At 48.4% G+C, this 13655-nt stretch carries 11 protein-coding genes; 1 reads left to right on the forward strand and 10 read right to left on the reverse strand.

Going from position 1 to position 13655, the window contains the following annotated elements:
* Positions 1-40 precede the first annotated feature (40 nt).
* The 7 genes from PFJ30894_RS01180 to PFJ30894_RS01210 form a co-directional block, all read right to left on the reverse strand.
* On the reverse strand, positions 41-472 hold the full coding sequence (locus PFJ30894_RS01180; RefSeq protein ID WP_125668820.1) for a VanZ family protein: 432 nt from the start codon (positions 470-472) through the stop codon (positions 41-43).
* A gap of 18 nt (positions 473-490) precedes the next feature.
* On the reverse strand, positions 491-1321 hold the full coding sequence (locus PFJ30894_RS01185; RefSeq protein WP_125668821.1) for a bifunctional 5,10-methylenetetrahydrofolate dehydrogenase/5,10-methenyltetrahydrofolate cyclohydrolase: 831 nt from the start codon (positions 1319-1321) through the stop codon (positions 491-493).
* Positions 1322-1335: 14 nt separating this feature from the next.
* Positions 1336-3006: a formate--tetrahydrofolate ligase gene (locus tag PFJ30894_RS01190; protein WP_125668822.1), complete on the reverse strand. Its 1671-nt coding sequence runs from the start codon at positions 3004-3006 to the stop codon at positions 1336-1338.
* 113 nt (positions 3007-3119) lie between these two features.
* Entirely contained in the window at positions 3120-5141 is a 2022-nt protein-coding gene (locus PFJ30894_RS01195; RefSeq protein ID WP_125668823.1) for a penicillin-binding transpeptidase domain-containing protein, read from the reverse strand.
* Positions 5141-6349: an FtsW/RodA/SpoVE family cell cycle protein gene (locus tag PFJ30894_RS01200; protein WP_125668824.1), complete on the reverse strand. Its 1209-nt coding sequence runs from the start codon at positions 6347-6349 to the stop codon at positions 5141-5143. The genes PFJ30894_RS01195 and PFJ30894_RS01200 overlap by 1 nt, the downstream gene beginning before the upstream one ends.
* Before the next feature lie 11 nt (positions 6350-6360).
* On the reverse strand, positions 6361-6999 hold the full coding sequence (gene trmB / locus PFJ30894_RS01205; RefSeq protein ID WP_021719102.1) for a tRNA (guanosine(46)-N7)-methyltransferase TrmB: 639 nt from the start codon (positions 6997-6999) through the stop codon (positions 6361-6363).
* Between the two features lie 197 nt (positions 7000-7196).
* Positions 7197-7817 carry a hypothetical protein gene (locus PFJ30894_RS01210; RefSeq protein WP_125668825.1) on the reverse strand — a complete coding sequence of 207 codons (621 nt, stop codon included), beginning with the start codon at positions 7815-7817 and terminating at the stop codon, positions 7197-7199.
* Positions 7818-8132: 315 nt separating this feature from the next.
* On the opposite strand from PFJ30894_RS01210, the gene PFJ30894_RS01215 reads away from it, so the two are divergent.
* Entirely contained in the window at positions 8133-9977 is a 1845-nt protein-coding gene (locus PFJ30894_RS01215) for a TonB-dependent receptor plug domain-containing protein (RefSeq protein WP_125668826.1), read from the forward strand.
* 69 nt (positions 9978-10046) lie between these two features.
* On the opposite strand, the gene PFJ30894_RS01220 is transcribed toward PFJ30894_RS01215, so the two are convergent.
* The 3 genes from PFJ30894_RS01220 to PFJ30894_RS01230 are packed head-to-tail and all read right to left on the reverse strand — an operon-like array spanning position 10047 to position 13596.
* Positions 10047-11936 carry a sigma-54-dependent Fis family transcriptional regulator gene (locus tag PFJ30894_RS01220; RefSeq protein ID WP_113077856.1) on the reverse strand — a complete coding sequence of 630 codons (1890 nt, stop codon included), beginning with the start codon at positions 11934-11936 and terminating at the stop codon, positions 10047-10049.
* Between the two features lie 53 nt (positions 11937-11989).
* Positions 11990-12670 carry a C40 family peptidase gene (locus PFJ30894_RS01225; protein WP_044492197.1) on the reverse strand — a complete coding sequence of 227 codons (681 nt, stop codon included), beginning with the start codon at positions 12668-12670 and terminating at the stop codon, positions 11990-11992.
* Positions 12671-12696: 26 nt separating this feature from the next.
* On the reverse strand, positions 12697-13596 hold the full coding sequence (locus tag PFJ30894_RS01230; RefSeq protein ID WP_021719106.1) for a radical SAM protein: 900 nt from the start codon (positions 13594-13596) through the stop codon (positions 12697-12699).
* Positions 13597-13655: the final 59 nt, after the last annotated feature.

Below are 13655 nucleotides of genomic sequence, written 5' to 3' on the forward strand. Positions count from 1 at the left end.
CACTGTTACGTATATACGTAACAGTGTTTTTGCATTTTAACTACCGCTTGGCCCAGCTCCAGACCTCACGTGTCAGCCAGATAAAAAAGACCCCTGAAAAATCCAGGATCACGTCCGTAACCAAGGCACTGCGCCCCGGAGCATGCAGCTGGATATATTCATCGCTAACGGCTACTGCCAAACCTAAAAACAAAATATACCCTGTCGCTGTACGATGACTGACACCGAACGCCGCGTAAACATTGCACAGGATCACGCCCAGGATAGCAAACTCCAAAAAGTGTGCCAGCTTGCGGATATTATAATCCAGGTTCTGCTGCGGTACATCAATGCCGAACCATTTCCCCATACCGGTCAGAATCGAGCCGACCAGTTCACTGGCCCGGTGTGATTCTGCCGCCGGCATAGAAGAATTATAAAAAATAAAAGCTACAAAAACGATCAGTAAAAGCAGCCATACAAATCTTCTCACGGTCTTACTTACCTCGCCTTATAAATTTCTGCTTAACATATCCATGACCATCATATTGCTGACGATGCCAATACCGCCTGGAACAGGCGTAAAAGCGCTGGCTTTAGCGCTGACGGCAGGGTCAACGTCACCTACCAGACCGCCTTCGACAGCATTGATACCAACATCGACAATCACGACGCCTTCTTTGACCATTTCAGGTTTAATGAAAGCCGGTACACCCACAGCGGCAACGATGACATCAGCACCGCGCAGCACATCCGCAATATCCCTGGTCCGGGAATGGCAGACAGTGACCGTAGCATGCTCCTGCAGGAGCAGCAGCGCCACAGGCTTGCCAACTACATTACTGCGCCCGACAACAACGACGTTTTTCCCCTTTAACTCAATACCGTAATGAGACAGAGTCGCCATACAGGCCCGCGGAGTGCACGGTGCCCAGCGGCTGCGCCCTAAAAAGACTTCTCCGACGCTTTTAGGGTTTAAACAATCCACGTCTTTGCTCATAGTGATAGCGGCACCGACAGCATCGCCGTCGATATGCTTCGGCATCGGCATCATCGGCAGGATACCGGTAACATAGCGGTTATGATTAAGTTTTTTGATAGCGGCAATAACTTCTTCCTGTGTTGCTGTTTCCGGCATTGCCAGCACCTTGGCTTCACCGCCAAGACTTTCTACCAGTTTTACCAGACGGTCTTTATAAACATGCGAAGCAGGGTCATCTCCCACCACAATGATCGCCAGAGTAACTTTGATCCCTTTTTCCTTTGCGGCTGTGATCTTGGCTGAAACAGTTTCTCTATATGCATCGGCAACGGGCTTGCCCTTCATCAACAAAGTTTCCATTGCTACAACTCCCCTTAAAACAAGCCGCTGATGACGCCGTCATCACTGACATCGATTTTCTCTGCTGCCGGCACCTTCGGCAGGCCGGGCATCGTCATGATATCACCTGTCAGCACGACTACAAAGCCTGCGCCGGCAGAGATCCTGCAGTTTTTGATCGTCATGGTAAAACCGCTGGGACGACCAAGCAACGTCGGATCATCCGAAAACGAATACTGGGTCTTAGCCATACAGATCGGCAGATTGCCATAACCCAGACTTTCAAAATCCTTCAAAGCAGTTTCTGCTTCTTTAGCATAAACTACATCGCCGGCACCGTAAATCTCACGCGCCACAGTTGCGATTTTTTCCTTTAAGGTCAGCTCGGAAGCATAGATAGGAGCAAAATCAGCCTTGCCGCTTTCTGCCAGCGCAACAACCTCCTTAGCCAGCTCCACGCCCCCGGCGCCGCCTTTGGCAAAAACATCGGACAATGCAACATTGACGCCATGTGCAGCACAATGGGCACGTACAGCTTCCAGCTCTTCCGGTGTATCCTGAGCAAAAATATTGATGGCTACTACCAGAGGCAGACCGAATTTTTTAATATTTTCAATGTGTTTTTCCAGATTGACGATACCTTTTTTCACAGCGTCCACATTCGGCGCAGTCAAGTCCGTCTTCGGCACCCCGCCATGCATCTTCAATGCGCGCACTGTAGCAACCAGCACAACAGCATCCGGCTTCAACCCGGCATAACGGCATTTGATGTCAAAGAATTTTTCAGCGCCCAGATCAGCGCCGAAGCCTGCTTCTGTAATCGTATAATCAGCCAGCTTCATAGCCGTCTTAGTTGCCATCACGCTGTTGCAGCCGTGGGCGATATTGGCAAACGGGCCGCCGTGAATAATCGCCGGCACATTTTCCAGTGTCTGCACAAGATTAGGCTTCACAGCATCCTTCAAAAGGGCAGCCATAGCGCCGTGGGCTTTGATCTGCCCTGCGGTAACCGGTTTGCCGTTATAATCATAAGCAACAATGATCTTGCTTAAGCGTTCTTTTAGATCGTGCAGACTGCTGGCCAGGCACAAAATAGCCATGACCTCAGAAGCAACGGTAATATCAAAACCGTCCTGACGCGGTACGCCATGCGCTTTGCCGCCCAGTCCGACAACAATATTACGCAGCTCGCGGTCATTCATATCAACAACACGTTTCCAAACGATCCGGCGCGGGTCGATATTCAAAGCATTGCCCTGCTGCACATGGTTATCGACCATTGCCGAAAGCAGCATGTGTGCAGATGTGATCGCATGGAAATCACCTGTAAAATGCAGGTTGATATCTTCCATCGGCACCACCTGAGAATAACCGCCGCCGGCTGCGCCGCCCTTAACGCCCATGCAGGGTCCCAGAGAAGGTTCGCGCAAAGCTACGATAACGCTTTTATCAATTTTGGCCAGGCCCTGGGCCAGTCCTACGGTAGTAGTCGACTTGCCTTCGCCTGCCGGCGTAGGCGTAATAGCCGTTACTAAAACCAGCTTGCCTGCCGGTTTATCTTCCATGCGGCGGATCAGATCCATAGATAATTTAGCCTTGTAACGGCCATACATTTCAATGTCTTCTTCACCGATGCCGAGCTTAGCGGCAACCTCAGTGATCGGCAGCATCTTGGCCTGCTGAGCAATTTCAATATCTGATAACATAAATAAACGCCCTCCTCTTCACTTATACCTGTGAACCATCTTGTATATCTTCTGTGCCGACAGATTTTTTCCTGCTGCTCTGACAGCAACCTAATGTATACATTTAAATGTTTTTATTCAAACCAGATTTCCAGCTTCGTACCTTCGGCAACTACTGTTCCCGAAGGCTGCGACTGCTTCCGCGCCCGGCCGCTACCATGCGGCACCAGTACCAGACGTCCCTGCTGGATCAGTTCAGCCGTCTGCCGCATATCCAGCCCGCTGAAATCAGGCAGTTTGATCTTACCGTCTGCCAGTATCTCCATCTGCGGCATCTTAGCCGGAGGCGGCACTGTCGAATTAACAGCGGGATTATTCCGTACATGCTGCTCAAATGACGGCAGTCCTTCACTGCTGCTGGGCTGAATGCCCTTAGCTACAAGGATCTGCTGCAATGTATCGCGGAATACCGGCGCCGAAACCTGCGAACCGTAAAAAGCTCCCTGCGGCGTATCCAGCATGATCAGCATCGCATACTGCGGCTTATCAGCAGGTACAAAGCCCACGAAAGAAGCAATATATTTACCGGCTGCATAACCGCCTGTTTCCGCAAGTTTTTCGGCGGTACCGGTCTTACCGGCAATACGGTAGCCTTTGATCCCTGCTGCTTTACCACCACCGGCGGCGACAACCTGCTCCATCATTCCGCGCATCTGTGCGGCAACTTCCTCACTCATCACCCGGCGCACCACTTTTTTCTGCCCCTGGCGCAGAACGCGTCCATCCGGCATCACGATCTTATCGATGATATACGGCTGCAAAAGCTCGCCACCGTTAGCAATAGCGCAGATCGCACGCAGCATCTGCAGCGGCGTTACGGCAATGCCCTGACCGATAGACATGGTTGCAATATCCGGCTGATACATATGATCCGGATTATAAAGGATACCCTCTTCTTCACCCGGCAGCTCTATACCGGTCACACTGCCGAAACCGAACTTCTTGCTGTAATCGATCATCCGCTGTGCGCCCAGCTGCATCCCCAGCTGTACCATACCCGTATTGATAGAAAATTTTATAACATCCTGAAACGGTACCAGTCCCATGCCTTCCCCGTCCCAATTGCGTATCGTACGGTCGGCGATCTGAATACTGCCCGTATCATTGATCATCGTGGTCGGCGTAATAATTTTTTCCGTCAGTCCCATCACGCCCACAATCGGCTTGAAAACCGAGCCCGGTTCGTAAATAGTCGAAACCGCGCGATTAGTCCAGCTGGTAGCCGGATATTTATAAAAAGTATTAGGGTCAAAACTGGGCCGATTGGCCATGCCCAGAATCGCGCCCGTATTCGGGTCCATCAAGATGACCGCCGCACTGGCGGCTTTCGTATCCTTCATCGCCTTATCCAGCGCATCCTCCAGCACAAACTGGATCTTGCTGTCCAGTGTCAGATAGACTGAAGCCATCTTCTGCGGTCTGGCTTTATTGAAACCGCTGTCACCCATGGGGCGCCCCAGCGCATCGACGACCTCCTGCTGCTGTGTTTCCGCACCCTTGACTACCGAGTCCAAAGCCAGCTCGATACCGCTGAGACCGTTATCATCCGTACCGACAAAACCCAGCACCTGAGCCGCCATTGATTTTTTTGTATAATAGCGTTTACTTTCTTCTAAAAAATGCAGCCCCGGCAGCTTATTCTCACGAATGATCCGTTCTACTTCTGCCGCTTCCTTAGGCTCCATCGTTCGTTTGAGCCAGATGAAGCGGGCTTCTGTTGTAAAATCAGCATATAATTCGTCTGCTTTCATCTGCAGCACTCCGGCCAGCAAATCAGCGGCCAGCCGCTTGACGTCACGTTCCGGCTTCTCGCCCTTTTTCGTCGGGTTATCCTGCATCTCGACCGGGTCGACATACAGAGATTTAGACATAATGCTGACTGCCAGCTCCTCGCCGTTGCAGTCCAAAATGGCTCCGCGCGGCGAATATTTAGTTACCTTGCCGGTAACCTGATTGGCAGCACGTCTGGCCAGCTCTTCGTTTTGAATGACCTGCAGCCAGATCAGCCGCAGAAACACCGTTCCAAAACCAAAAAAGATCAGCAGGCCGATAATGGCAAAACGTTTTTTACCGTTTTGCAGCGAAAACTTCTTCATCAGCGCTGCCACCTCCCCTCAGCGGGTGAAACGACATGCATCTGCGTCCTGCGTGTATCGGGCGACAGCCGCTCCAGCTTTTCACGTTTACACTCGTCGCGATAAACTGAAAGCACCAGTCCGATCGAAGCCAGAGTTATCAGCATCGAAGTACCGCCATAACTGATAAAGGACAAAGGCACGCCGATTACAGGCAGCAGCCCGCACACCATTGCCATATTGGCAACCGCCTGTCCCACGATAAGCAGGCTGACGCCGGAAACAAGAATAAAGCCCCGTTCATCTTTAGTATTCATAGCAATACGGAAAAATGCCGCAGCCAGTAACACAAACACCGAAATCAGGATCGCCGCACCCAGCAGTCCCCATTCCTGACAAAAGATAGCAAATGCAAAATCTGTATGCGCCTCAGGCAGATAAAAGAACTTGCCGCTGCCCTGTCCCCACGGCAAACCTGTCAGACCGCCGCTGCCGATCGACATCAGCGACTGTACCATCTGATAGCCCGTATTAGCCTCATCGCTCCACGGGTCCAGCCATACTTTAACACGCTGTAGCCGATAAGGGGCCATGATCGCCCCTGCCACCGCCACTGCGCCTAAAATCCCCAGCAGGCCTACTACCTCACGCAGACGCAGACCTGCCAAAATATACAGACCCACCATCAGCGCTACGATAATAGCCGCCGTACCCATATCCGGCTGTTTCAAAACCAGAATGCCGTAGATCACCGTCCCCACAAAAGGCCAGACGGTATCCTTATTCAGCAGACTGATCGACTGACGCTTACGCAGCATTTCACCAAGCAGAGCTGCCCCCAGAAGGATCACGGCAATCTTCGCCAGCTCTGAAGGCTGAATAGAAATTCCGCCCACATACAACCAGCGCTGAGCACCCTTATTAGTCGTACCGATCAGATCTACTAAAAGCAGCAGGCTGCCGACACCAAAATAGATGGCTTTCAGCCAAAAATCGTTGAGCCACGTTTTATACGAAGGCGCACGAAATCCCAGCCACAGCATCAGCATCAGTCCGGCTGCGCCAAAAATCAAGTACCGCTTCAGATAATAATAACCATCCTCAAACATATCCCGCGCTTCGACAAAGCTGGCGCTGAACACATTGATGCAGCCCACGAGCATCAGCAGTAAAGTCAGGCTGATGATCGCATCCTTGGGATTATCCCAGATCAAAAATCGTTTCTTCATAACAGCCTCTCTTAAAATACCACTTCACAAAAATTTATCGGTGTTCCCAAAGAGCTGAATTTACGCTCATATTCCGTCTGCACTTCATTATCATAATCTGAGTTATGCAGATCATAGCTCAACGCAATGATCTCCAGGCCAAATTCCTTAAATTCCTCAACTGAAAAATCGAACAGCGCTCTGTTATCCGTTTTAAAACGCAGGTGTCCGCCTTTTCCTAAAAGTCTTTGATATTTCGCCAAGAAATTACGATGCGTCAGCCGGCGTTTGGCGTGACGCGCTTTCGGCCACGGATCGCTGAAATTCAAATATAATTCTTTGATCTCGCCCGGCTCGAACCAGTCCTCCATATGCTCTGCATTAGCGCAGATGACCTTGATATTATCCATCTTATTTTCTTTGGCAGTTTTACCGGGATAATAAGCAATATCGTGTTGCGTTTCCACACCAATAAAAGCCTTTTCCGGATGCAGCTCCGCCATCCCGATAATAAAGCGGCCTTTGCCGCAGCCAATCTCCAGACATAAACGCTTACCGGGAAACAGTTCCTGCCAGCGTCCTTTATAATTTTCCAAATCATGCATCAAAACATATTCACCTTTTAAATCCTGCATTGCTTCTTCGATCCATGGTTTTTTTCTTAGTCTCATACTGACCCGCCTTTGTAAAATCTAAATACAAATACAATTTATATTATATAACATAATAGAGTTCTAATCATCATTTTTATAAAAAATTACCATTGTATTGTAACCAGAAAAACCTTTCACACCTGCTGCCAATACCCTGTACAAATAAAAAAAGCCTGCCGCGGCAGCAGCAGACTTTTCCTATTTCAACAATAAATTCATTTTACGCTGGCTATTTTTTCCCTGATCGCATCTAACTTTTCACGACTGACATCCAATTCATAAGCCACATAACTCCAGTCATGCGTCGGCGGACGATGAGCAGCCAAAATGCTCTCTGCCGTGCTGCCAGAAGCTTGTGCCAGAAGTGCGGCATGCAGCACATCATTCAGCGCGTAATTCTGACGCAGGTAAGGAAGGATGTCCCTTTCTTTCAAATCAAGTGCAGCCGCAAAATAACGGGCATCATTTCTGTCACGTGCCGCTTTAATATCGTTGGGCGTGATACCCGTTAAATATTCTACCCTCGGCCAGCTGTTGTTCTCTTTCAGACGCAGGATCTCATTGATATTTTTCCCGGAAGCCAGTGACAGCAGAGCAGCGTGGCGCAGCTCTTTAAAACCCCAGCCCCGGTCAAACTCCGTCTGCAGAACAGACGCATCAATATCAAAACGTTTACTGATCTTCTGCAGTTCTGCAGTTTCACGTACCTGCGGCGGAACCAGTACTTGTCCCGGAGCTGGCCGTACCGGTTTGGCTTCGGCCGTTTGAGCCGCAACAGAAAATGTTATGGCTGTGAAAACAGCCATAATAACGGCCGCTAATTTGTTCTTGAACATGTCAACACCTGCTTTCATACTTTAAGTTGACTTTATTATAATCGTTCAAATTTTACTTGGCAATAAAACTGTACTTTATAAACTTTCTTTTTTTATACTTAACCAGATTATTTTAAAAGTGCAATAGGACAGACCTTCTCTGCACCCTTTATAACTATTTTAAACCCTGCTTTTACCCAAGATTTACAATTTAATTTTCTAAGACATATTGACAAATTTGTGAAATGTGATATAAATATAAATTGTAGTTAGTCTATGCTAACTTAAGTATTATATTAGCTTTATCTAACTAACGAATGATGAGGGAGTGAAACCATGCAGAAATTTTCTAAAAAGAGCAGTCTGGCACTGACTCTTTGTATTTTAAGCGCTATAAGCAGCAGCGGTTATGCTGCAGAAAAAGACAGCCTGCACCAGTATAATCTGGATGAATATGTCGTAACAGCGACCAGAACGGCACTGACACAGAAAGAAGTTCCGCAGAGCGTCGAAGTGATTACTAAAGCCGATATCCAGAATGTCGGCGCTATCAGCGTCAGAGATGTTCTGAAAACAGCAACCAATCTGCACATTGACGACGGCGGCGGCGGTCATGGAGATCAGTTCACCATCCGCGGCAGTGTTACCAACGATATTCTTATCCTAGTCAACGGCCGGCGCATCGCCGGTGAAAACATCTATCCCAACGGCTCGAGCAATACCCGTATCCTTGACCGTCTGAATCTGAGCAACGTCGAACGTATTGAAATCGTACGCGGCCCGGGCGGCGCTTTATACGGCAGCGATGCTCAAGGAGGCGTTATCAACATCATTACCAAAAAATCCGAAAAACCCGAATTTATCATCGGTATGACATCAGGCAGCAGGGAAATGAGCAATTACTATCATTGGGATACAGGACGCGACAACAAATTCAGCGCCGTACTTGATGCCAATTTCAGCAAACTGCGTAATTTCGAAGGTAAAGCTGCAGGCTTCACCTATGGTCCCAAACAAAGCTATACTTTAGATATGGATTACGATATGGACACTAAAAACAGGCTGAACCTGGTACTTGATTATGATAAAGAAAACCTTCAGTATCAGGGTACCAGCAGTATTTCCAAAAGAATCCAAAATAGAAAAACAGCCGCATTGACTTATGAAGGTGAAAACACTAACAGTAAATACAGTCTTACATCCACATACAGTCAGTTTGAAAATGAAACAAGCGATAAAAAATATAAATTTTGGAATGTCGAAGCCCGCGACAGCATTCAGACTGCTGCTAATAATAAAGTTACCTTTGGTACAGAATTCCGTGTTACAGAAGGCAGCGCTTATGTCGCTTCCGGTTCTGACCGAGCCGAACAATACGCGCTCTATGTTCAGGATGAATATCGTGCCGGCAGTAAACTGCTGCTGATCCCTTCCATACGTTACGATCACCACGACAGCTTCGGCAGTCATACTTCGCCAAATCTGGGCGCTACCTACTTTATTGATGATAACTCCCGTTTCAAAGCCAATTACGGCAGCGCCTACCGTTCTCCCTCCGTAGATGAGCTGTACGGTGATTTCAGTCACGGCGGTATGTTTACCGTTTACGGAAATCCCGATCTGAAGCCGGAAAAAACCAGAGGCTATGAGTTTTCCTACGAACATGAATTTAATGACGACACCTCTACCAAAGTTACTTATTTCAAAAATAAAAAGAAAGACGCTATCAGTATGGTAGAACTGCCTGGCGGCGGCATGTTCAAAGATCGTCGCTTCGTCAATATCGACCGCACCTCTTCCGAGGGGATAGAATTTGAAGTAAAGCATAATTTAGGCAACGGCTTCATGCTCAGCGGCAATTATAACTGGCTGGATGCCAAAGATGAATCGACTGGCGAACGGTTATCCTACAGCGCCCGTAATACTTATGTCGCTAAACTGCAATGGACGGAACCTGTCCATAAAGAATGGAGTGTCACGGCCTGGAATAAATGGTACACTGATTACCATGACGGCAGTACCGACAGCAACAGCGGCAACACCTTCAATTTTGTAGTCAATAAACGCTGGGGTGATAAATACCGTGTCTTTGCCGGCATCGATAATGTTTTCAACAAGGAAATTTCTGAACTGAGCTATTACGGACGTCTGTGGCGTGTAGGCGCAGAAATGAAATTCTAAACTTGCTTTCAATAAATAAAAAACAGAGTGCAAATGCACTCTGTTTTTTATTTATTTTTCGAATTTTTATTAATCCTCTTTGCCGACTTTAGGTCCCAATCCATATTTTTTCAAATAACGGTACAGGGTAACACGGCTGACATCAAGCATTCCTGCCAGTTTACTGATATTACCGCCGGCAGATTTCCAGGCCGCAATAAAAGCGTCTTTATCATATTTCCAGGATTTTTCAAGCGTCCGATCACCAGGCAGCTTGATATTATCGGATTCGATGATTGCTCCGGGAGTATGGAAGAATGCCTGCTCGATAACTCCCTGCAGCTGTTTGATATTACCGGGCCAGCTGCAGCTTGTCAAAAGATTCAGCGCTTCCGGCGACAAACGTTTCGGCGGCAGATTATGCTGCGCCGACATTTCAGCCAGAATATGGGAAGCGATGACCTCAATATCTTTCACGCGCTCGCGCAAAGGCGGAACACGCATTGTCGTATCCAATACCAGCTCATATAAGGCTTTTGAGAAAAGTCCCTTATCAGACAAGCGTTTTAAATTAGAATCGCAGGCGGCGATCACACGCACGTTTAACTTCTTGCGAATACCGGTTTCACGGTTTACCAAACCATTTTTCAGGGCATCAGCCAGCTTATCGCCCATTTCCACAGGCAGCTTTTCGACTTCGTCCAGGAAGAGCGTACCACCCAGTGCCAGCTCCAGTTTACCGGCCATTGGCTGACGGTCACCGTCTACACTGCCGAAAAATTCTTCTTCCAACGCCTCGATCGGCGCATTCGAACACTTCACAACGATCAACGGCGCAGCCGCACGCGGACTGGCCTGGTGGATACCATGGGCCAAACGCTGCTTGCCGGTCCCCGGCTCGCCCTGAAGCAGGATATTATTATCGCTGCGGGCAATACGCGAAGCTTTATGCTGCAAAGCCAAAAATTCACTGGTCTCGCCCACCATGCTGTACAGACTGTAGCGGGAGCTGTAGCCGGTAGCATGGGCAATCGTAGTTTTCAGATCTTCGATCGACATCGACATCACCAAAGCGCTTTCGACCTCACTGCCAACTTTGATCGGCATGACTGTAGTAATATCTTCATAGGTACGGTCCTGCGTGATCCAGGTGATCTCACGACGATGCGTTGGTACACCCTGCAGGGCTTTTTTGATGGGAATATGCTCATAATTCAAAAATACGTCTTCCAGGTTCTTTTTGCCATCCAGACGCTTTTGCGCATTGTTATTACAGTATTTCAGCTGCTCGTCCTGACCGATCCAGTACACGGCCACCGGCAGTTCATTCATCATCAGCTGATAAATGCTCCAGTATTCCAGCATGGAAAGATGCTGCTCGATAGAATATTTCATTGTCAAAAGCAGCGACAGCAGCAGGTCATAAGGCAGATCGTTCTGATCCAGCGAAAAGAAGGAAATAATGTAGCGGATCTTACCGTTGACACAGATCGGCGCACTGCAGGCATCGCCGGAATGACTGTCTTTGATCCACATTTCCGGGCCAAACATTAAAAACGGTACATTATGCTCACGCGCAATACTGATGCTCGAGGTGCCTACATCCTCTTCCAGTACGCGCATCCCCTGGATATCTTCGATCACTCTCTGAAAAAAGGGCAGTGCATAATTTTTGATCACATAACCGTCTTCATCAATCAGCAGCATGCTCAGATTATGAATATTGAAATGCTGTTTGCTTTGTTCATACAAACCGTCGACATACTTTACGATAAACTCATGGGTCTTCTGATGTTCAACGATCTCCTCACGGCTCAGTTTATTGAGCTTAGGCATCGTTTCATGGGGCAGTTTCATCGCCCGGCAGCGCTGCCAGGACTCAGCCACCCAGGGATGGACGTTCGGATCGATGACACCGTCTTCCATAAACTTACGATAATAGGAAGCCAGTTTTTCCTTGTTACGTTTTTCACGGATCATTATTCAGACCCCTCCTCGATTTCATCAAATATCATAAAAGCACCTGTTGAATATTACACTTCACCGTTATCGACAAGAATACGGCGCGCCCCGTAATAATGGGATTTCCAATAAGTATTGTCCAGTGAATCGAGTACTACGCCGCGAGACGTCGATGCATTCCAGAACATGCCTTTTCCGGCATAAATTCCAACATGAGATGCGCCCGGCTCATAAGTCGAGAAAAAGACCAGATCGCCTTCCTTCAGCTGGTTTTTAAGGACAAAAACACCCTCTAAGACCTGCACATCCGCAGTACGCGGCAGCTGCGCCCTGTGCTTGCCAAAAACATACTGCACATAGGCCGAGCAGTCAAAGCCTTTAGGCGTTGTCCCTCCAAATTTATAAGGAGTACCTTTATATTTAGAAGCCGTTTTCACGACATCCCTGCCCTTGACATTGGTAATTCCTTCCTTTTTAAAGGCTTCCCATGTGACCTTTTTATAGGTTTTATCGTCCAGGCGTCCATTCGCTTTCAGTTTATGCTTTTTCTGAAAGTTTTTCAAACTGTCGGCAGTTGCTTTACTGAACTTACCGTCGGTACGGTCAGTAGCATATCCCAAAGTTTTCAGCTTCTGCTGAGTGACCATGATTTTCCAGTCCTTGTCACCCTCTTTAAAGGTTTTGGCAAAAGCTGCGGCAGGCAGCAGACAGATTATCAGCACAAAGGTCAGCAATGCGGTCATTTTCCTCATTACCATCGATCCCCTTCCTTGCACACTCAATATCTCGTATTGTTATAAACGTCCCAGTCCTTGATCTTACCCAATTCGGAAGCGCTCCAGGCAATCTCGCCCAGCAGCCTCTCCTTGTCTTTCGGCAGGGTCCCTGCCAGCTGAACATAATTAGAAACATGGTTACTGCGGAAAATGCACGGATGATCTTCCGGCAGTTCGACAGCAGCTAAAATACTATACAATTCTTCCATTAAACCCTGTGGTGGCAGCGGTTCAAATTCTCCGCGTTCAAACTGATCCAGCAGCTCGCTGCCGCGGTACAGCATCAAACACAACGCGCTCAGCATCGTCGGCTTGATAGCATTGATCGCTTTGGCAGTTTCCGCCGCATGGCGCTTGCTGCCTGGTTTGCCCGCCAGGCCCAGAATAATCATCATCGACAGCTTCATGCCTGCCGCAATAACCTTCCGGCCTGCTTCAACAGCCTCTTCGCCGCTGACGCCTTTCTTCACGGCCTGCAAGGTAATGTCATCACCTGTCTCCATGCCGTAATAAAGCAGCTTCAAACCTGCTTCGCGCAGCTCGACCAGCTCTTCATGCGATTTACGCAGGATATCCTTTGGAGCGGAATAAGCCGCTACCCTCTGGAGCTTCGGAAAAGTTTTATATAACGCGTCTAAAATTTTTAAAAGACGCGGCGTCGACAGTACCAAAGCGTCACCGTCGGCTAAAAACACTCTGCGAACCGAATTTCTGCCGTGAACGGCAGCAGCCTCGATCTGTCTGGCGACCTCGTCCTCAGTCAGTACCTGAAACGGCACGCCTCTGTACATATTACAGTAAGTACATTTGTTATGGGCGCAGCCGCGGGTCACACGCAGGATAAAACTGCGGGCTTCACTGGGCGGACGGAAGACAGGAGTGTCATAAGAGTCAAAAAACATGTATACCTCCCGGTATCCTAAATTGTACCGGCAGTATCAAAAATACTCAACTTGATGAC

Origin of the sequence: Phascolarctobacterium faecium (assembly GCF_003945365.1) — a bacterium.
Classification (GTDB): Bacteria; Bacillota; Negativicutes; order Acidaminococcales; family Acidaminococcaceae; genus Phascolarctobacterium; species Phascolarctobacterium faecium.

What these genes read in the sequence shown, in the direction of transcription:
- PFJ30894_RS01215 (WP_125668826.1), top strand. Translation starts at nt 8,133, where the DNA reads ATGCAGAAATTTTCTAAAAAGAGCAGTCTGGCACTGACTCTTTGTATT.
- PFJ30894_RS01200 (WP_125668824.1), bottom strand. Translation starts at nt 6,349, where the DNA reads ATGAAGAAACGATTTTTGATCTGGGATAATCCCAAGGATGCGATCATC.
- PFJ30894_RS01190 (WP_125668822.1), bottom strand. Translation starts at nt 3,006, where the DNA reads ATGTTATCAGATATTGAAATTGCTCAGCAGGCCAAGATGCTGCCGATC.
- PFJ30894_RS01230 (WP_021719106.1), bottom strand. Translation starts at nt 13,596, where the DNA reads ATGTTTTTTGACTCTTATGACACTCCTGTCTTCCGTCCGCCCAGTGAA.
- PFJ30894_RS01210 (WP_125668825.1), bottom strand. Translation starts at nt 7,817, where the DNA reads ATGTTCAAGAACAAATTAGCGGCCGTTATTATGGCTGTTTTCACAGCC.
- trmB (WP_021719102.1), bottom strand. Translation starts at nt 6,999, where the DNA reads ATGAGACTAAGAAAAAAACCATGGATCGAAGAAGCAATGCAGGATTTA.
- PFJ30894_RS01225 (WP_044492197.1), bottom strand. Translation starts at nt 12,670, where the DNA reads ATGAGGAAAATGACCGCATTGCTGACCTTTGTGCTGATAATCTGTCTG.
- PFJ30894_RS01185 (WP_125668821.1), bottom strand. Translation starts at nt 1,321, where the DNA reads ATGGAAACTTTGTTGATGAAGGGCAAGCCCGTTGCCGATGCATATAGA.
- PFJ30894_RS01195 (WP_125668823.1), bottom strand. Translation starts at nt 5,141, where the DNA reads ATGAAGAAGTTTTCGCTGCAAAACGGTAAAAAACGTTTTGCCATTATC.
- PFJ30894_RS01220 (WP_113077856.1), bottom strand. Translation starts at nt 11,936, where the DNA reads ATGATCCGTGAAAAACGTAACAAGGAAAAACTGGCTTCCTATTATCGT.